Below are 17587 nucleotides of genomic sequence, written 5' to 3' on the forward strand. Positions count from 1 at the left end.
TTGCCTCAAGTCGGGATGGAGTCGTAGCCGTTTTCGTCGAAGGAGTAGTAGACGTAGGCCTTCTGGCGCAGGCGGCCGGCCTGCAGGTCTTGCCAGAGTTCGCGGTCCACGTCCTTGTCCCACAGCAGCTCGCGGCCCTGGAACTGGCGCTCTTCCAGGCCCGGCTTCTTCTCGCGCAGCTGATGGATGAACTGCGTGGTGTCGGACTGGTAGTCCGGGCGGCGAATAAGATGCATGTCTGGCAACCTCCGGTAATCCGCCATTTTACTGATTCGAACAGAGGCTCCCATGCGCACGATGGCATTGCTGACAGCCCTGGCGGGCACCTGCATCGCCTTGGCGGCTTGCGACCAGCAAAGTCTGGCCGAGCTGCACGAAGGCGTCTCCACCGAAGCCGACGTGCGCGCACGATTTGGCGAGCCCGAACGCATCTGGCCGGAGGCCGACGGCGCGCGCACCTTCGAGTACAACCGCCAGCCCGAGGGCCACGTCAACTACATGATCACGCTGGCGCCGGGCGGCACGCTGCGCCAGACGCGCCAGGTGCTGGTGCCCGAGAACTTTGCCCGCGTGCAGCCGGGCGCGGACATGCTCGGCGTACGCCGCCTGCTGGGCCAGCCCGCGCGCAAGGTGACCTACGAGCTGACGCGCGAGACCGACTGGGACTGGAAGTGGCTGGACGGCCCGACGCGCGCCATGGTGTTCACCGCCACCTTCGGCCCCGACGGGCGCGTGCGCCGCGCGGGCAGCCACGAAGACCTGCCTTCGGCGCAGTAGCGGCCGAAGCCGCTCGCGCAGGGATGTCCGAGGGCCGTTTCCGGCATCACGGCGCGATCTTGCGCTTGATGGCCAGCGCCACCGCGGGCGGCAGGCTGGGCAGGGCGCGCAGCATCCAGGGCAGCACGCGGCGCTTGGCGCCGGCGAGCGACTCGGGCACCAGCGCCTCGATCAGATGCGGGCCGGGCCGGGCCAGGGCGTATTCGAAGGCGCGGCAAAAGCCCTCGGCGGTATCGGCGCGCACCGCGTGCACGCCCATGCCCTGGGCGAGCTGCGCGAAGTTCAGCGCCGGGCCTTGCAGATCGAGCTGGGCGCGTGCCTTGGGACCACCGCCGCCGGCCGCGCCCACGCGCTCCAGTTCCACGTTGAGCACCGAGTAGCTGGCGTTGTTGAAGATGATGGCGGTGACGTTCAGCCCTTCGCGTGCCATGGTCCACAGCGCCTGGATGGTGTACATGCTGCTACCGTCGCCCACCAGGGCGATGACCGGCCGGTCGGGGCAGGCGATGGCTGCGCCCACGGCGCTGGGCAGGCCCTGGCCTATGGCACCGCCGGTGAGCGTGATCAGGTCGTGGCGCGGGCTGCCCGCGGTCATCACGCCCAGCATCAGGCCGCTGGTGATGGCTTCGTCGACGACGATGGCGCGCTCTGGCAGCAGGTGGCCGACGGCCTTGCAGACCTTGGGCGCGGTGAGCCTGCCGCGCGGGCGCCCGGGGGCGCGCGCCGGCTGCAGCGCGGCTGCCTCGCCGCTGGCGCCCAGGGCGGCGGCCAGGGCCTGCAGGCTGGCGACGGCGTCCTGCGCCGGGCTGGCGAGCGTGTGCACGGTGCAGCCCTCGGGCACCAGGTCGCTCTGCCTGCCGGGGTAGGCGAAGAAGGAGACCGGGCTCTTGGCATCCACCAGCAGCAGGTGCCTGAAGGGCGCAAGCTGCACGCTCGCGAGCTCGGCCAGATAGGCAATGCGCTCCACCGCCGGCAGGCCCGCGCCGCGCTCCATGCGCGTGGGAAAGCATTCGGCAAGGAGCTTCACGCCCGCCTGCGCGGCGATGCGCGCGGCGGCCACCAGGCCGGGCTCCAGCAAGGCCTGGCCGCCCAGCAGCAGAGCCACGGGTTCGCCCGAGCGCACCAGCTCGGCTATCTGCGCCACCGTCTGCGCATCGGCGGGCGGCGCGGGGCTTGCGGGCGGCGCGGCGCAGGGCAGGCCGCCTTCGCCCCAGGAGACGTCGGCCGGCAGGACCAGCGTAGCCACCTGTCCGGGCAGGCCGCGCGCGGCCACCAGCGCGTCCACCGCGTCCTGCGCCAGCGCGGCGGTGCTTTGCGAGGTGCGCACGAAGCCGGGCGAGACGTTGCGCGCCACGGTTTCTATGTCCGACTGCAGCTGCGCGTCGTACTGCACGTGGTGCGTGGCGTGGTCGCCCACGATGTTCAGCACCGGCACCTTGCCCTTGCGTGCGTTGTGCAGGTTGGCCAGGCCGTTGCCCAGGCCGCAGCCCAGGTGCAGCAGCGTGGCCGCGGGCTTGCCGGCCATGCGCGCGTAGCCGTCGGCCGCGCCGGTGGCCACGCCCTCGAACAAGGCGAGTACGGCGCGCAGGCGCGGTTCGTCGTCCAGCGCGGCGACGAAGTGCATCTCGCTGGTGCCGGGGTTGGTGAAGACCACTTCGATGCCGGCGTCGGCCAGGGTCTGGATGAGGGCGTGGGCTCCGTTCATGTTCACTATGTCCTTGATAGCTGCCAACGCTTGTCTGGCAAGCGATAGAGCCTGATTTTGTTCATGAAAAGCGTTCCAGATGGCTGGCGTTGATGTCGGCCGTGCGCCTCACGCCGGTGAGCATCATCGTGGTGCGCAGCTCGCGCTGCCAGTGCGCCAGCAGCCGGGCCACGCCTGCCTCGCCGCCGGCGGCCAGTGCCCAGACCCAGGGGCGGCCGATGAGCACGCCGTGCGCGCCCAGCGCCAGCGCCTTGAACACGTCCACGCCCGAGCGGATGCCGCCGTCGACCAGCAGTTCGGTGCGGCTGCCCACGGCCTGCGCGATGGCGGGCAGCACGCTGGCGGTGGCGGGGGCCGAGTCGAGCTGGCGCCCGCCGTGGTTGGAGACGACGACGCCGTCGGCGCCCGCATCCACCGCGGCCTGCGCGTCCTCGGCCGTGAGGATGCCCTTGAGCAGCAGCCGCCCCTTCCATTGCTGGCGCAGCCAGGCGATGTCCTGCCAGGTCACGCTGGGGTCGAACTGCGCGTCCACCCAGGCGCGAAAGGCGTTGAGGTCGCGCGCGCCGGGCACCTGCGCCGCGAGGTTGCCGAAGGTGAGCGGCTTGCCCCCGAGGGCCACGCGCCGCACCCAGCCCGGACGCGCAAGCACCTGCCAGGCCTTGATGAGCGCGGCGCGCGCGCCGCCGTCGGCCAGGCCGTGGCGCACGTCGCGCCAGCGCAGCCCGGTCACCGGCAGGTCGACCGTGAAGACCAGGGTGCGGCAGCCGCTGGCCCAGGCGTCCTGCAGCAGGGCCTGCACCGCGCCGCGCTCGCGCAGCATGTAGAGCTGGAACCAGAACGGGGCCTGCACCGCGCTCGCCACTTCGCCCAAGGGGCAGATGCCGACGGTGGACAGCGTGAAGGGCACGCCCGCGGCCTGGGCCGCGCGCGCCGCCTGCACTTCGCCGCGCGCCGCGGCCATGCCCGCCAGGCCCACGGGGGCCAGCGCCAGTGGCAGCGCGCAGTCTTCGCCGGCCAGGCGGGCGCGGGTGCTGACCTGCGCCACGTCCACCAGCACGCGCTGGCGCAGGCGCAGCGCGGCAAAGGCCTGCACGTTGGCCGCCAGCGTGCGTTCCGCGCCCGCGCCGCCGTCGATGTAGTCGGCGTAGAAGCGCGGCAGGCGCCGTTGCGCCAGGCGCTGCCAGTCGTCGGTGGTGGCGGGATAGGCCAGGCTCATGGCGCTGCTCCATGGGTAATGTCGCGCGCGGCGGCCCGCGCGGTCAGGATGCAGCCGGGCAGGAAGGTGCCTTCCAGCGAGCGCCGGCCAGAGGCCCCGCCGCCGCCAAAGCCCGCCGCCTCGCCCACGGCGTACAGGCCGGCGACGGGCGCGCCATCGCCCCCGAGCACGCGGCTTTGCAGGTCGGTCTGCAGGCCGCCCAGGCTCTTGCGCGTGATGAGCTGGGTCTGGATCGCGATGAACGGGCCGCTGCCCGGTTTTTGCAGCGGCGCCGGCTTGCAGGTGCGCAGCCGGTCCGGCCCCCACTGGCGGGCGTGCAGGATGCGGCGGATCTGGTCGTCGTTCTCCAGCTTGCGGCCGAGGGCGAAGTTGGCGTCGAAGGCGTCCACCGTGGCCTGCAGCACGGCGGCGTCCACGTCGTGCGAGGCGCTCAGCTGGTTCATCCGCAGCGCCAGTTCGGCGAGCGTGCCGGCCACCAGGAAGTGGCGGCTCTCGCGCTGCATCTGGCGCAGCAGCCGGTGGTTGCCCAGCAGGGTTTCCTTGAGGAAGGCGGGGAACTGGCGGTCGCGGATGCGCGCGTTGTGCTCGGCGCCGGAGATCGCGAACTCCCTGGCCGCGATGCGCCAGTTCATGAGCTGCCAGGTCCAGGGCTTTTCCTGGGCCGCCACGCGCTGGCACAGCCAGTGGGTGTCGAAGCCGGTCACCAGCGGCTCGGGGCCGATGCGTCGCCCCGTGTGGTCCAGCCACAGCGCCGACTTGCACGGGATCAGCGACAGCCCGTGGCCCGCAAAGTGCGGGAAGGGGTGCGGTATGCCGGCCGCGTAATTCCACATCTCGCCCGCGTGGGTGATCTGCGCGCCCAGATGCTCGGCCGCCCAGTGGTGCATGCGTCCGTCGGCATGGGGGTGGGCGCCGTTGAGCATGGCGGCGGGCAGCGGGCGCTCCTTGGGCCAGTTGCGCCGCGCCTCTTCGTGGCTGCCGTTCAGCCCCCCGGTGGCCAGCAGCACCACGGGGGCGGCAATGCGCGTCTCGGCGCCGGTGTCTTCGTGGGTGGCGAGGACGCCCGCCATGCTCCCGCCCGCATGCTCCAGCGCCGTCGCCCGGTGGCGGTGCAGCAGGCTCAGGCGCCCGTCGGCCGCCGCGTGCAGCGCGGCGATCAGCGTGCGCGCCATGTGCCGTGAGGTGCCCCAGACGATGTGGTAGCGCGGCAGGCTGTTGCCGTCGCCCTGCATGCCGCGCTCCACCCAGTTGACCGCGGGCATGAACTTCAGACCGTGAGAGAGCAGCCAGTCGTAGACCTGCGTGCGCGAATGCTCCACGTAGTGGCGCGCCCAGGCCAGCGGCCAGGCGTCGTCGGGCGAAAGTTCGGCAAAACGCAGCCAGTCGGCCAGCGCCCGTTCGGGCGTGTCCGGAATCTTCATGCGCGCCTGCAGCGGCGTGCCGACGAGCGCCATGCCGCCAAAGGCCCAGAGCGCGAGGCCCCCGAAGCGCTCGGGCGTGTCGCGGTCTATCAGCGCCACGCGCTGGCCCGCGCGCAGCAGTTCGAGCGCGGCGACGATGCCCGCAAGACCGCCCCCCACGACGGCCACGTCTGCCTGTTGGTCTGCCAAGTCCTGTCTCCTGTGCGGCGGCTTTTCCTGCAAGCATGCCAGAGGGGCTTTGTAGCGCCAAGGGGCGGGGCCTCATGTCGCTCCCGGGACCGGCGCCCGGCCGCCGCGCTGGCGTCACGCGCCTGGGCGCAGGCTTGGAAGGGGCCTTTCGTGCCGCCGGGCCCGCGGCGGCGGGCCGCTCAGGCCGCGGTGATCAGTCCCTCGCGCGTGGCGCGGCGCAGCGTGTGCTCGACGAGGCGGTCGCAGCGCTCGCCGTCAAAGGCGAAGGCCTGGCCCAGCGTCAGGTCGATCTCGCTCGCCAGGCCCTCGCGCAGCAGGCTGCGCGCGCGAAAGAAGCGCGTGCGCACCGTGGCCTCGGGCACGCCCAGCGCGTGCGCCACCTCGGCCACGCTGAGCTCCTGCACCGCGCGCAGCACGAAGACGGCGCGGTAGATGTCGGGCAGCTGGTCGATGCGCTCTTCCAGCATCTTTCGCAACTCTTCTCGCATGGCAGTTCCTTCGGGCTGCAGATCCGGATCGGCGGTGAAGTGCGCCTGCACCTGGGCGTCCGGTATCAGCATGGCCGCGTCCAGCGGGATGACCTGGCCGTGGCGCCGGCGCAGGCGTGCCAGCGCCGCGTTGGCCACGATGCGCACCAGCCAGGTGGACAGGCGGGCCTCGGCGCGGAACGTCGCCAGCGCGCGCCAGGCCTGCAGGTAGCCGTCCTGCACCACCTCCTCGGCCTCGGCGTCGTTCTTGAGGATGGCGCGCGCGGTGCGAAACAGCAGCTGGTTGTGCCGGCGCATGATGGCCTCGAACGCGTGGCGCCGGCCGGCCAGCGCCTGCGCAACGAGTTCCGCGTCGCCGGCCTCGACGCCCAGCTTGGACGGCGCCGGAGCCTGCGGTGCGCGCACTGCGGCGGATTCAGTAGCCATAGAACTCCTCGCTGCGCACGTCGTCCTCGTCCACGCCGGCCTGCTCCAGCGTCTCGCGCATGGCCTGCACCAGCGCGGGCGGGCCGGAGATGTAGAACACCGGCGCGGGCAGACCCTTGATGGCCTTCTGGATGAAGGCGGCGTCCAGCAGGCCGGTGGCGCCGCTCCAGGGCTGGCTGGACTTGTCCATCGCCGTCATCGTGGCGAGCAGCCTGAAGTGCGGGTTTTGCCGCTCAAGCTGCCGCAACTCGTCCAGGAAGGCGCAGTCCTCGGGGCGGCGGTTGGAATACAGCAGCAGCAGCGGCTGGGCGCTTTGCTGGTGCGCCGCGTGGCGCAGCATGCTCATGAAGGGCGTGACGCCTATGCCGCCGGCGATCAGCACGCCCGCGCGCTCGACCTTCTTGTGCAGGGTCAGCGAACCGAAGGGCCCGTCGAGCTCCAGCGCCGCGCCCGGCGGCAGGCTGTCCAGCGCGTTCTTGAACTTGCTGGCGCGCATGCGCGTGGTGATCACGAGTTCGTCCTCGTGCGGCGCGCTGACGATGGAAAACGCGTGGCGCACGTCCGAGCTGTTGGGGTCGGCGCCCGCGTTGCTCAGGATCAGGTCCAGCGCCTGGCCGGGCCGAAACTCGAACCCCGCGGGTTTGTCGAAGTGAAACGCCTTGGTGCCGTGGGCGACTTCGTTTTTCGATTTCAGATGCACCGTTTGTGTTGTCATGGACAGACCTCCTGCTTTGTTTTCCTGGCATTGGATGCACAAGGCAGCGCAGATATTCCCACAGCCCCCGCGGCGGGCGCATGACCGGACGCGCATTGGGGACAATCACAGCCATGCCACACCATCCTTCACTCCGGGCCGACGCCCGTCCCCCCGGTGCCCTGCTGCTGGGCTGGCGCGCGCTGCGCCGCGATCTGCGCGCAGGCGAGTTGCGCCTGCTGATGCTGGCGGTGCTGCTGGCGGTGGCCGCGCTCAGCGCCGTCGGCTTCTTTGCCGACCGGCTGCAGGGCAGCCTGCAGCGCGACGCGGTGCAGTTGCTCGGCGGCGACGCGGTGATCGTGAGCGACCAGGCCACGCCCGAGGCCTTCGTGCGCGAGGCGCAGGCGCTGGGCCTGGCGGGCGTGCAGACGCTGAGCTTTCCGACCATGGCGCGCGCCGACGACGCCCAGGGCGGCGCCAGCCGCCTGGTGGCGCTCAAGAGCGTGGAGCCCGGCTACCCCCTGCGCGGCCAGGTGCAGACCGCTCCCGACCCGCAGCAGCCCGGCCAGGCGACGACCGACATCCCCGCGCCCGGCGAGGTCTGGGTCGACGCGCCGCTGCTTGGCGCGCTGGAGCTGGCCGTGGGCGACGCGCTCTGGCTCGGTGATGCGCGCCTCGTGATCGCGCGCGTCATCACGCTGGAGCCCGACCGCGGCAGCGGCTTCATGGGTTTCGCGCCGCGCGTGCTGATGAACGCCGCCGACCTGCCCGCCACCGCGCTGGTCCAGCCCGCGAGCCGCATCACCTGGCGCTATGCGGTGGCGGGCGCGCCGCGTGCGGTGGCGCGCTACGACACCTGGGCCGAGCAGCAGGCAAAGGCCGCGGGCGTGCGCGGGGTGCGCGTGGAGACGCTCGCGAGCGGGCGCCCCGAAATGCGCCAGACGCTGGAGCGCGCCCAGCAGTTCCTGAGCCTGGTGGCGCTGCTGGCGGCGCTGCTGGCGGCCGTGGCGGTGGCGCTGGCCGCGCGCGCCTTTGCCGCGCAGCACCTGGACGGCGCCGCGCTGTTGCGCGTGCTGGGCCTGGCGCAGCGGCGCATCGCCGGCGCCTACGTGGTGGAGTTCGCGCTGGCCGGCCTGCTGGCGAGCTGCGCCGGCGTGGCGCTGGGCTGGGGCGTGCACTGGGTCTTCGTCTGGCTGCTGGCGGCGCTGGTGCCCGCCGGTCTGCCACCGGCCAGCGCCTGGCCGGCGCTGCTGGGCCTGGGCGTGGGGCTGACGCTGCTGGCGGCCTTCGGCCTGCCGCCGGTGCTGCAGCTGGCGCGCGTGCCGCCGCTGCGCGTGATCCGCCGCGATGTGGGCGCGATCAAGCCGGCCTCGGCCGCGGTGCTGCTGCTGGGCGTGGCCGGCTTTGCCGCGCTCTTGCTCATCGTCAGCCGCGACTGGCGCCTGGGGCTGATCGCCGTGGGCGGTTTTGCCGGCGCGGTGCTGGTGTTCGCGCTGCTGGCCTGGCTGGCGGTGGGGGCGCTGCGCCTGGCGGTGCACGAGGGCAGCGCGCCGCGCTGGCTGGTGCTGGCCACGCGCCAGATCGCCGCGCGCCCGGCCTATGCGGTGGTGCAGGTCAGCAGCCTGGCGGTGGGGCTGCTGGCGCTGGTGCTGCTGGTGCTGCTGCGCACCGACCTGATCGCCAGCTGGCAGCAGGCCACGCCCGCCGATGCGCCCGACCGCTTCGTCATCAACATCCAGCCCGACCAGGCGGCGGACTTTCGCGCGCTGCTGGCCGGCGCGGGCGTGCAGCGCTACGACTGGTATCCGATGTTCCGCGGCCGGCTGGCGGCGATCAACGGCCGGCCGGTGAGCGCCGCCGACTACGCCGACGAGCGCGCCCGCGGGCTGGTGGAGCGCGAATTCAACCTCTCGCACACGCTGCAGGCACCGGAGCACAACCCCATCGTCGCGGGGCGCTGGACGCCGGGCGAGGCGGGCGCGGTCAGCGTGGAAGAGGGCATTGCCAAGACCCTGGGCCTGAAGCTGGGCGACCTGCTGCGCTTTGACATAGCAGGCATGGACAGCGAGGTGCGCATCACCAGCGTGCGCAAGGTGGACTGGGCGACGATGCGCGCCAATTTCTTCGTGCTCTACCCGCTGGCGGACATGCCCGAGCTGCCCATCACCTACCTGGCGGCCTACCGCGCGCCCGCCGTGGCGGGTTTCGACAACGCGCTGGTGCGGCGCTTTCCCAACGTCACCAACGTGGACATGAGCGCGGCGCTGGCGCAGGTGCAGGCGGTGCTGGCGCAGGTGGTGCGCGCGGTGGAATTCCTCTTCGCCTTCACGCTCGCCGCCGGCCTGCTGGTGCTGTTTGCCGCGGTGACGGCCACACGCGAAGCAAGGACAAGGGAATTTGCCATCATGCGGGCGATGGGTGCGCGCGCGCGCCTGCTGCGCCAGGTGCAGCGGGCCGAGCTGCTGGGCGTGGGCCTGCTCGCCGGGCTGCTGGCCAGCGCCGTGGCCATGCTGCTGGGCGGCCTGCTGGCGCTCAAGGTGTTCGACTTCGCCTGGACGGCGCCGCCCTGGATACCGCTGGCCGGCGCCGTGGCCGGCGCGCTGCTGGCGTGGCTTGCGGGCTGGTGGGGCCTGCGCGAGGTGCTGCGCCGCCCGGTGGTGCAGACCTTGCGTGCGGCGGCGCAGTAAAAAAGGGGTGAACGATGAACGAGACGATCCCCGCCGCGGGCGCCGTGCCCGACTGGGCCGATGCGCCCGAGGGCGAAGGCTGGAACTGGCTGGCGCAGGATGCGGACGGGCGCTGGTTCTGGTATCGCACCGAGCCGCGCCTGAACTGGCCCGGCGGCGTGTGGCGCTCGAATTCGCGCAACCAGCAGTTTGCCGGCGCCGGCGCGCCCGATGCGCACTGGGACGCCAGCGTGCGCCTGCGCCCCGGTTGCGTGCCCCCGGGACCGGTCCCTGGGTGACAATGGCGCGGCGCACGCGCCGGGCCCGGCCAGGAGCGGCCCCCCGCGGCGCGCAGCGAAAACAACGCAGGACGGAGCTAGGAGGACGCGATGACGCAGACGGGATGGGCAATGCTGGCGCTGCTGGTGGTGGTGCTGGTCTGGGCCGTGGCCGCCTACAACCGGCTGGTGGTGCTGCGAAACCGCATCGCCAACGCCTTCGGACAGATCGACGTGCAGCTCAAGCGCCGCCACGACCTCGTGCCCAATCTGGTGGAGGTGGCGCGCGGCTACCTCAAGCACGAAGCCTCGACGCTGCAAGCGGTGATCCAGGCGCGCGCGCAGGCCGTGGGTGCGGCCGACGCGGCGCGCGCCGCGCCCGGCGACGCGGCGCGCATCGGGGCGCTGGCGCAGGCCGAGGGGCTGCTGGGCGGCAGCCTGGGGCGGCTGATGGTGCTGACCGAGAACTACCCCGAGCTCAAGGCCGACGCCACCATGCGCGAGCTCTCCGAAGAGCTGACCAGCACCGAAAACCGCATCGGCTTTGCGCGCCAGGCCTACAACGATCAGGCGCTGGAATTCAACGACGCGGCCCGGCAGTTCCCCGCGCTCATCGTCGCGCGCCTGTTCGGTTTTGGCAGCGCGCCCATGCTGCGCTCCACCCAGGGGCCGGCCGAGCGCGAGGTGCCCCGGGTGCAGTTCTAGGCGCGCCGAGCACCGCCACGCGCCATGAAGTTCTGGGACCGGCAGGACGCCGCACGCGCGCAGACGCGCCGCCTGCTGCTGGCGTTCGCGCTGGCGGTGGGCTTGCTGTTGCTGGGCGTGCACCTGGCGCTGGCGCTGGCCTGGGTGCTGATGGCCTGGGTGCTGCCGGTGCACCTGCCGTTTCCCGCGGGTTTTCTCGTCACCAACGTCGGCGTGTCGCTGATGCTGGTGCTGGGCGGCTGGTGGATAGAGACCTCCAACCTGCGCGGCGGCGGCCCCAGGCTGGCCCGGCGCATCGGCGCGCGCGAGGCGCGAGCGGGCGTCTCGCACGCCGAGCAGCGCCTGTGCAACGTGGTCGACGAGCTGTGCATCGCCGCCCAGATGCCGCGTCCGCAGGTCATGGTGATGCCGCGCGCCGACGCCATCAACGCCTTCGCCGCGGGCTGGGACGCCGGCGACGCGGTCGTCGCCGTCACCCAGGGGGCGCTGGACTACCTCAGCCGCGAAGAGCTGCAGGGCATGGTGGCGCACGAACTCAGCCACCTGCACGAGGGCGACACGCGGCTGAACATGCAGCTCATCGGCATGGTCTACGGGCTGGAGCTGATCTACCACTTCGGCGACACGGTGCGCGACCGCGGCGGCCTGGCCTGGTGGTTCGGCAGCGCCATCATGCTCGCGGGCAGCGCCGGCTGGCTGGCCGGGCGCCTGCTGAAGGCGGCGGTCTCGCGCCAGCGCGAGCACCTGGCGGATGCGCGCGCGGTGCAGTGGACGCGCTCGCGCGACGGCCTGGGCCAGGTGCTGCGCAAGGTGATGACGCAGCGCGCACAGGGGGAGCGCCGCCGGCGCTCGCTGATGCGGGACTACGGCGGCCTGGCGCATCCGGCGCTGCAGCACCTGCTCTTGGTGCAGGCGCCCGACGAGCGCCGCTGGATGCAGCGCCTGGACAGCCATCCGCCGCTCAGGGAGCGCGTGCGCGCAATCTACGGCCACCCCATGCCGCCGCTGCCGGTGCGGCCGCTGCCGGCCGCGCCCGAACCGGCTGCGCAGCGCGAAGCCGCGCCCGCAGGCGCGTTGCCGCTGGCCGCCCGGTTCGACCCATTCGCACGCCGCAGGCAGGCCGGGTGAGCAGAGCCCGGCCACCCCGGAGCGCACCGCGGTGCGGCTGGTGATTTTGCTCAAACGATAGCTGCCAGCGCAGTCTGGGAAAGGGCTGGAGGCGGATTTGTTCAATATTTTTTCCGGTTCGGCTGCAGCAGCACCACCAAGGCCCCGGCGCCGCCTTCGGCCGCCCGCGCCTGTACGAAGGCCAGCACCTCGCGCTTTTGCGCCAGCCAGGCCTGCACCCGGCCCTTGAGCACCGGCGTCTTGCCGGGCGAGCCCAGGCCCTTGCCATGGACCACGCGCACGCAGCGCAGCCCCGCACGGTGCGACAGGCGGATGAACATGGCCAGCGCCTCGCGTGCTTCACCCTGGCGCAGGCCGTGCAGGTCGAGCTGGCCCTGCAGGCTCCAGTAGCCGGCGCGCAGCTTGCGCGTCACGTCCAGGCCTATGCCCGGGCGGCGAAAACTCATCTGGTCGTCCACGTCCAGCAGCGTGGAGACGTCGAACTCGTCGCTCAGCGATTCCTGCAGCACCTGGCGCTCGTCCTTCTCGCGCTGGACGGGCCGGGGTTCGGGCGCGGGCGGCGCGCTCCAGTGGCGCTTGGCGCCGCTCTTGAGCGGCGTGACCTCGCCGACCGCCGCCTCGAACAGATGCTGCGCGGCCCAGGCCTGCTGGCGCGCCTGCTCCTGGGCGCGCTGGCGCGCCGCCTCCTGCTCGCGCGCGTGCTGCAGCGCGCGGCGCAGCAGGCCGAGCTCGCCCATGGAGCGCGCCAGCGGCCCCTTCACCGCGCCGGCTCCGGACAGTTGCTGGCGCCGCCGGGCGGCCCCAGGTAGCGCGCAGCGATGAACTGCGTCGTCTGCGCGGGGTTGAAGTTGTTGTCCGAGACGAACACCAGCGTGCAGCCGCCGTCGGCCAGGTGCGCTCCCCAGGCCATGCCTTCGATGTTGTCCAGCCCAGGCACCAGCGCGCCCAGGTCGGCCAGCAGCTGCTTGGGCACGGGCTGCCAGGCGCCGCCCGGCGCAAGCGCGTCCACGCCCAGCGTGTCGCTGCCGCCTCGCGTGTCGATGCGGTACAGGCGCGCGCCAAAGCCCGCGCCGGCGCTGTAGGAGCGTTCGAGCACCAGCATGTGGTGCGCGTCCTCCATCAGGATTTCGCTCACGCCGTTGAGCTGCGGGCCGGGCAGGCGGCGCGGCAGCGGCACGCGCTCTGGCGGGTAGGCGATCTGGCGCAGCGGCCGGCCGCTGGCCAGGTCCAGCGCGGTGATGCGCACCGGCGCGCCCGCGTCCCGGGGCGTGGCGGCCGGTCCGTCCTGCTTGAGCGGCAGCTCCATCGCAAGCCACAGCGTGCGCCCGTCGGGCGTGAGCGCCAGGCCCTCGAGCGCGGCGTTGCCGCGTGCGCCCTGTTCGCCCTTGCCCGGCTGCAGCGCGGCGGGCAGCGCGAGCTCGCGCAGGTAGCCGCCGTCGAGCCGGTTGATGCGCACGCGCGGGCCAAAGCCCCGGGCAAAGTCGCCCTCGCTGCTCCAGACGTAGGCCTGGCTGCCGGGCAGCCAGCGCAGGGCCTCGGCGTCGGGCCGGTCCACGCCGTCGGCGGGGCGCCACCAGGGCGCGAACGGCGCGCCGCCCGCATGGCGCGGGTGCAGCACGCCGGTGAGGCGCGGCGGCGCGAGCGGCGCCTTGCCAATGTCAATGCGGGCGCGGTAGACGCGCGCCGGCCCGTCGTTGCCGCGGTCGTCGCTGATCAGCAGGTATTCGTCGCGCGCCGCGCTGTAGGCAATGCCCGAGAGCCCGCCCACGGTGGTGCCGCCGTATTCGCTGCCGGTGGGCAGCTCGGCCACGCCGATCAGCTGCAGGCGCGCCGGTGGCGCGGGCGCCTGCGGCGGCGCCGGCGCAAAGGCGCAGCCCGCCAGCACCAGCGCCAGCACCGCCAGGCGCGAACGCATCACACCAGGCCCCGCTCGGCCATGGACAGCGCGCCGCCCGTGGCCACGATGATGTGGTCGAGCACGCGCACGTCCACCAGCGCCAGCGCGCTCTTGAGGGTTTGCGTCAGGGCTTCGTCGGCGCGGCTGGGCGCGAGGCTGCCGCTGGGGTGGTTGTGCGCGAGCACCACGGCGGCCGCGCCGTGGTGCAGGGCGCGCAACACCACCTCGCGCGGGTAGACGGCGGTCTGCGTGAGCGTGCCGCGAAACAGCTCCTCGTAGGCCAGCAGCCGGTGCTGGCTGTCCAGCAGCAGCAGGGCGAAGACCTCGTGCGGCTGGCGTGCCAGGTGCAGCTGCAGGTACTCGCGCACCGCCTGCGGCGTGTCCAGCACGGCGCGCGAGCGCAACTGTTCGGCCAGGGCGCGGCGCGCGAGCTCCATCACCGCCAGCAGCTCGGCGCGCTTGGCCGGGCCCAGGCCCTTGATGCGCCCCAGGTCCTCGCTGGAGGCGGCCAGCAAGCCGCTCAGGCCGCCAAAGCCGCCGCGCTGGCCTGCGCCGTTGGCCGCCGGCGCGGGCTGCAGGAGCTCCTGCGCCAGCTGCAGCACGCCCTTGCCCTGGATGCCGGTGCGCAGCAGCAGCGCCAGCAGCTCGGCATCGGTGAGCGCGGCGGCGCCGCGCGCCAGCAGCTTTTCGCGCGGCTGGCTGTCGGCAGGCAGGTCTTTGAGCGGCATGGCGGTAGGGGTTTGCGCGTGCTTCTTAGAATCGGCCAGTTTATCCAGAGCCTGCGCCATGACCGACTCCACTGCCGCTGCCGAGCCTGCCAAGGTCGAGCCCGGTTCCTTCCTCACCTTGCACTACCGCCTGGCCGGCCCGGCCGGCGACGTGATCAACACCTTCGGCAGCCGCCCGGCCACCTTGTCGGTGGGCGCGGGCGAGCTCTCGCCCGCGCTGGAAGCGCGCCTGATCGGCTTGACCGAGGGCGCGCGCGCCACCTTCGAGGTGCCCGCGGGCGAGGCCTTCGGCGAGCGCAACCCCGAGATGCAGCAGTGGGTGGCCAAGAAGCTGCTCGACGCGATGGGCGACCCCGAGGACGAATACCATGTGGGCGAGGTGGTGGAGTTCGCCACGCCCGACGGCAACGGCACCTACGCCGGTGCGGTGCTGCAGGTGCGGGAAGACGGCGCGCTGCGCGTGGATTTCAACCATCCGCTGGCGGGTCGCCCCGTCACCTTTGAAGTGCAGATCATCGGAGTGTTATGAGCGTGAACCTACCCCAGGAAGTCGTGCTGGCGCAGCCGCGCGGCTTTTGCGCCGGCGTGGACCGTGCCATCGAAATCGTCGAGCGCGCGCTGATCAAGTTCGGCGCCCCCATCTACGTGCGCCACGAGATCGTGCACAACACCTACGTGGTCAACGACCTCAAGGCCAAGGGCGCGATCTTCGTCGACACGCTGGAGGGCATCCCCGAAGGCTCCATCGTGATCTTCTCGGCCCACGGCGTGAGCCGCGCGCTGCAGCAGGAGGCGGTGGAGCGCGGCCTGAAAGTCTATGACGCCACCTGCCCGCTGGTCACCAAGGTGCACGTGGAAGTGGCCAAGCTCGCGCGCGAGGGCTATGAATTCATCATGATCGGCCACGCCGGCCACCCCGAGGTGGAAGGCACCATGGGGCAGCTGGAAGGCGGCATCTACTTGGTGCAGGACCTGTCCGACGTGAACAAGATCCAGCCGCGCCAGACGGAAAAACTGGCGCTGGTGACGCAGACCACGCTGTCGGTGGACGATGCGCGCGAGATCACCGCCGCGATCCGCGCGCGCTTCCCGGCCGTGCGCGAGCCCAAGCAGCAGGACATCTGCTATGCCACGCAAAACCGCCAGGACGCGGTCAAGCTGCTCACCCGGCAGGTGCAGATGGTCATCGTCGTCGGCAGCCAGACCAGCTCCAACAGCAACCGCCTGCTGGAACTGGCCAAACGCATGGGCACGCCGGCCTACATGGTGGACTCTGCCTCCGAGCTGCAGGACGCCTGGTTCAAGGGCATGGCGCGCATCGGCCTCACGGCAGGCGCCTCGGCCCCGGAAATCCTGGTGCAGCAGGTGATAGAGCGCATCAAGCAGATCAGCGGCGTCACGGTGCGCACCATGGACGGCGTGACCGAGGACATGCGCTTTCCGCTGCCCAAGGGCCTCAAGCTCGAGGGCGACGCCGAGCCCGAGCGCTCGGCGCTGCATGTGCGCGCGCAGGACGCGCAGCCCTGAGGGCTTGCGCGGCCTCCGTATTTCCGCTCCTTCCCCCTTTGGGGAAAGGCCGGGACGGGGGGCTGCAGGCATTGCAAGCCGTGGCTGGCTGCTGGCCCGCACCCCAGCCCTCCCCCAGAGGGGGAGGGGGAAATACCCAGAGCGCAAGACCCGGTGGCCACCGTGGCGCCGCTCCTTCCCCCTTTGGGGGAAGGTGGGGATGGGGGCAGCGGGCGTTGCAAGTTGCGGCTGGCTGCAGGCCCCCACCCCGGCCCTCTCCCAGAGGGGGACAGGTGGTGGCGTGCCCTGGGAGGTATTTTTTTGATAGCTGTATGCGCAATACCCGAAAGCGTTAGCGGCCGATTTGGCTTGAAACCCGAAACCCGCCACAGGATTGGCCCCACAATCAGGGCATCGCGCCGGCCCTGATTCCATGGTTGAAATCCTCGTTCTTCTTGCGCTCATCTTTCTCAACGGGCTGTTTGCCATGTCCGAGCTGGCGCTGGTATCCGCGCGCCGGGCCCGGCTGCAGCGGCTGATCGACGAGGGCGACGCGGGCGCGCTGGCCGCCGTTCGCCTGGGCGAGGACCCCACGCGCTTTCTCTCCACCATCCAGATCGGCATCACCTCGATCGGCGTGCTCAACGGCATCGTCGGTGAATCGGCGCTGGCCCAGCCGTTGGCCGCCTGGCTCATCCGGCTGGGCATGCAGCCGGCCACCGCCGGCTATCTGGCGCTCGGCGTGGCGGTGGTGGTCATCACCTACTTTTCCATTGTCGTGGGCGAGCTCGTGCCCAAGCGCCTGGGGCAGAGCCAGCCCGAGCTGGTGGCGCGCTGGGTGGCGCGGCCGATCAACGGCCTGGCGCGCGCCACGCAGCCCTTCGTCAAGCTGCTGACCGTCTCCACCGAGGCGCTCTTGCGCCTGCTGCGCGTGCACACCGGGCGCGAGGCGGTGACCGAGGACGAGATCCACGCCATGCTGGCCGAAGGCACCACCGCCGGCGTGATCGAGAGCCACGAGCACCAGATGGTGCGCAACGTCTTTCGCCTGGACGAGCGCCAGATCGGCTCGCTCATGGTGCCGCGCTCGGACGTGGTGTTCCTGGACGTGCTCGCGCCCTTCGAGCACAACCTCTCGGTGATCGAACGCTCCAGCCACGCGCACTTTCCGGTGGTGCGCGGCGGCATGGAGCACATCCTGGGCGTGGTGCGCGCGCGCCAGTGGCTCACCCGCGTGCTGCGCGATCCGGCCGCGCAGGCGCTCGATGGCGAGCAGCTGCAGCCGCCGCTGTACGTGCCCGAGACCATAGACGGCATGGAGCTGCTGCACGACTTTCGCAGCTCCGCGGTGCACATGGCCTTCGTCGTCGACGAGTACGGCGAGGTGCAGGGCATCGTCACCGTGACGGACGTGGTGGAGGCGATCACCGGCGAATTCCAGACACCCGACCCGGGCGACGCCTGGGCGGTGCAGCGTGCCGACGGCTCCTGGCTGCTGGACGGCCACATTCCCGTGCCCGAGCTCAAGGACTGCCTGGGCCTGGCGAGCGTGCCCGAAGAGGACCGGGGCCACTACCAGACGCTCAGCGGCATGCTGATGCTGCTGACCGGCAAGCTGCCCAGCGAAACCGACGTGGTGCAGTGGGAAGGCTGGCGCCTGGAGATCGTGGACATGGACGGCAAGACCATAGACAAGGTGCTGGCCTCACGCCTGCCGGTCGATTCGCCGGCCACCTGAGCGCGCCGGCGGCCGGGCGTGGGCG

17 protein-coding genes are annotated in these 17587 nt (G+C 72.0%); 8 read left to right on the forward strand and 9 right to left on the reverse strand.

The features are described from left to right. Window positions 1-5 precede the first annotated feature (5 nt). The gene (locus FOZ74_RS10285) at window positions 6-236 is read right to left on the reverse strand and encodes a DUF3460 family protein (protein WP_146912979.1); all 231 of its coding nucleotides are present in this window, start codon (window positions 234-236) and stop codon (window positions 6-8) included. 61 nt (window positions 237-297) lie between these two features. On the opposite strand from FOZ74_RS10285, the gene FOZ74_RS10290 reads away from it, so the two are divergent. Further along, window positions 298-777 (forward strand): outer membrane protein assembly factor BamE, encoded by a 480-nt coding sequence (locus FOZ74_RS10290; protein WP_146914170.1) that lies wholly within the window; start codon window positions 298-300, stop codon window positions 775-777. 46 nt (window positions 778-823) lie between these two features. Here the strand turns inward: FOZ74_RS10290 and FOZ74_RS10295 are convergent, their stop codons facing one another. From FOZ74_RS10295 to FOZ74_RS10315, 5 genes are all read right to left on the reverse strand, one after another. Beyond that, window positions 824-2482, reverse strand: coding sequence for an acetolactate synthase large subunit (locus FOZ74_RS10295; RefSeq protein WP_146912980.1), 1659 nt, complete (start codon window positions 2480-2482; stop codon window positions 824-826). Between the two features lie 61 nt (window positions 2483-2543). After that, window positions 2544-3698 carry an L-lactate dehydrogenase gene (locus FOZ74_RS10300; RefSeq protein WP_146912981.1) on the reverse strand — a complete coding sequence of 385 codons (1155 nt, stop codon included), beginning with the start codon at window positions 3696-3698 and terminating at the stop codon, window positions 2544-2546. After that, window positions 3695-5308, reverse strand: a complete 1614-nt coding sequence (locus tag FOZ74_RS10305) for an FAD-dependent oxidoreductase (RefSeq protein ID WP_146912982.1) — start codon at window positions 5306-5308, stop codon at window positions 3695-3697. The genes FOZ74_RS10300 and FOZ74_RS10305 overlap by 4 nt, the downstream gene beginning before the upstream one ends. Before the next feature lie 179 nt (window positions 5309-5487). Beyond that, entirely contained in the window at window positions 5488-6222 is a 735-nt protein-coding gene (locus FOZ74_RS10310) for an RNA polymerase sigma factor (RefSeq protein ID WP_146912983.1), read from the reverse strand. After that, complete coding sequence (locus tag FOZ74_RS10315) at window positions 6212-6937, reverse strand: ferredoxin--NADP reductase (RefSeq protein ID WP_146912984.1); 726 nt, start codon at window positions 6935-6937, stop codon at window positions 6212-6214. Before FOZ74_RS10315 ends, FOZ74_RS10310 begins: the two co-directional genes overlap by 11 nt. A gap of 113 nt (window positions 6938-7050) precedes the next feature. Here FOZ74_RS10315 and FOZ74_RS10320 point away from each other — a divergent pair, with 113 nt between their 5' ends. From FOZ74_RS10320 to FOZ74_RS10335, 4 genes are all read left to right on the forward strand, one after another. Continuing rightward, entirely contained in the window at window positions 7051-9603 is a 2553-nt protein-coding gene (locus FOZ74_RS10320; protein ID WP_146912985.1) for an ABC transporter permease, read from the forward strand. 14 nt (window positions 9604-9617) lie between these two features. Next, entirely contained in the window at window positions 9618-9881 is a 264-nt protein-coding gene (locus tag FOZ74_RS10325) for a hypothetical protein (protein ID WP_146912986.1), read from the forward strand. A 90-nt stretch (window positions 9882-9971) separates the two neighbouring features. Then, window positions 9972-10565 (forward strand): LemA family protein, encoded by a 594-nt coding sequence (locus FOZ74_RS10330; protein ID WP_146912987.1) that lies wholly within the window; start codon window positions 9972-9974, stop codon window positions 10563-10565. A gap of 24 nt (window positions 10566-10589) precedes the next feature. Then, entirely contained in the window at window positions 10590-11693 is a 1104-nt protein-coding gene (locus FOZ74_RS10335; protein ID WP_146912988.1) for a M48 family metalloprotease, read from the forward strand. A 101-nt stretch (window positions 11694-11794) separates the two neighbouring features. Here the strand turns inward: FOZ74_RS10335 and FOZ74_RS10340 are convergent, their stop codons facing one another. From FOZ74_RS10340 to radC, 3 genes are read right to left on the reverse strand one after another with little or no spacing between them, the layout of a single operon-like run. Continuing rightward, the gene (locus FOZ74_RS10340; protein ID WP_146914172.1) at window positions 11795-12430 is read right to left on the reverse strand and encodes a Smr/MutS family protein; all 636 of its coding nucleotides are present in this window, start codon (window positions 12428-12430) and stop codon (window positions 11795-11797) included. A gap of 20 nt (window positions 12431-12450) precedes the next feature. Beyond that, window positions 12451-13608, reverse strand: a complete 1158-nt coding sequence (locus tag FOZ74_RS10345; protein WP_186764577.1) for an esterase-like activity of phytase family protein — start codon at window positions 13606-13608, stop codon at window positions 12451-12453. Beyond that, window positions 13608-14318, reverse strand: coding sequence for a RadC family protein (gene radC, locus FOZ74_RS10350; RefSeq protein WP_146914171.1), 711 nt, complete (start codon window positions 14316-14318; stop codon window positions 13608-13610). Before radC ends, FOZ74_RS10345 begins: the two co-directional genes overlap by 1 nt. A 58-nt stretch (window positions 14319-14376) precedes the next feature. Here radC and FOZ74_RS10355 point away from each other — a divergent pair, with 58 nt between their 5' ends. The 3 genes from FOZ74_RS10355 (at window position 14377) to FOZ74_RS10365 (ending at window position 17562) form a co-directional block, all read left to right on the forward strand. Then, window positions 14377-14847 (forward strand): FKBP-type peptidyl-prolyl cis-trans isomerase, encoded by a 471-nt coding sequence (locus FOZ74_RS10355; RefSeq protein WP_146912990.1) that lies wholly within the window; start codon window positions 14377-14379, stop codon window positions 14845-14847. Window positions 14848-14849: 2 nt separating this feature from the next. Further along, window positions 14850-15845, forward strand: a complete 996-nt coding sequence (gene ispH / locus FOZ74_RS10360) for a 4-hydroxy-3-methylbut-2-enyl diphosphate reductase (RefSeq protein WP_186764578.1) — start codon at window positions 14850-14852, stop codon at window positions 15843-15845. 412 nt (window positions 15846-16257) lie between these two features. Beyond that, on the forward strand, window positions 16258-17562 hold the full coding sequence (locus FOZ74_RS10365) for a hemolysin family protein (RefSeq protein WP_146912992.1): 1305 nt from the start codon (window positions 16258-16260) through the stop codon (window positions 17560-17562). Window positions 17563-17587 lie beyond the last annotated feature (25 nt).

The sequence above is a fragment of the Comamonas flocculans genome, assembly GCF_007954405.1.
GTDB classification, from domain to species: domain Bacteria; phylum Pseudomonadota; class Gammaproteobacteria; order Burkholderiales; family Burkholderiaceae_C; genus Comamonas_C; species Comamonas_C flocculans.

Excerpts from the sequence above, each read along its gene's own strand:
- FOZ74_RS10310 (WP_146912983.1), bottom strand. The coding sequence starts at position 6,222 with ATGGCTACTGAATCCGCCGCAGTGCGCGCACCGCAGGCTCCGGCGCCG.
- FOZ74_RS10315 (WP_146912984.1), bottom strand. The coding sequence starts at position 6,937 with ATGACAACACAAACGGTGCATCTGAAATCGAAAAACGAAGTCGCCCAC.
- FOZ74_RS10335 (WP_146912988.1), top strand. The coding sequence starts at position 10,590 with ATGAAGTTCTGGGACCGGCAGGACGCCGCACGCGCGCAGACGCGCCGC.
- radC (WP_146914171.1), bottom strand. The coding sequence starts at position 14,318 with ATGCCGCTCAAAGACCTGCCTGCCGACAGCCAGCCGCGCGAAAAGCTG.
- FOZ74_RS10325 (WP_146912986.1), top strand. The coding sequence starts at position 9,618 with ATGAACGAGACGATCCCCGCCGCGGGCGCCGTGCCCGACTGGGCCGAT.
- FOZ74_RS10355 (WP_146912990.1), top strand. The coding sequence starts at position 14,377 with ATGACCGACTCCACTGCCGCTGCCGAGCCTGCCAAGGTCGAGCCCGGT.
- FOZ74_RS10295 (WP_146912980.1), bottom strand. The coding sequence starts at position 2,482 with ATGAACGGAGCCCACGCCCTCATCCAGACCCTGGCCGACGCCGGCATC.
- FOZ74_RS10290 (WP_146914170.1), top strand. The coding sequence starts at position 298 with ATGGCATTGCTGACAGCCCTGGCGGGCACCTGCATCGCCTTGGCGGCT.
- FOZ74_RS10340 (WP_146914172.1), bottom strand. The coding sequence starts at position 12,430 with ATGGGCGAGCTCGGCCTGCTGCGCCGCGCGCTGCAGCACGCGCGCGAG.
- FOZ74_RS10300 (WP_146912981.1), bottom strand. The coding sequence starts at position 3,698 with ATGAGCCTGGCCTATCCCGCCACCACCGACGACTGGCAGCGCCTGGCG.
- FOZ74_RS10330 (WP_146912987.1), top strand. The coding sequence starts at position 9,972 with ATGACGCAGACGGGATGGGCAATGCTGGCGCTGCTGGTGGTGGTGCTG.
- FOZ74_RS10365 (WP_146912992.1), top strand. The coding sequence starts at position 16,258 with ATGGTTGAAATCCTCGTTCTTCTTGCGCTCATCTTTCTCAACGGGCTG.
- FOZ74_RS10345 (WP_186764577.1), bottom strand. The coding sequence starts at position 13,608 with ATGCGTTCGCGCCTGGCGGTGCTGGCGCTGGTGCTGGCGGGCTGCGCC.
- FOZ74_RS10285 (WP_146912979.1), bottom strand. The coding sequence starts at position 236 with ATGCATCTTATTCGCCGCCCGGACTACCAGTCCGACACCACGCAGTTC.
- FOZ74_RS10320 (WP_146912985.1), top strand. The coding sequence starts at position 7,051 with ATGCCACACCATCCTTCACTCCGGGCCGACGCCCGTCCCCCCGGTGCC.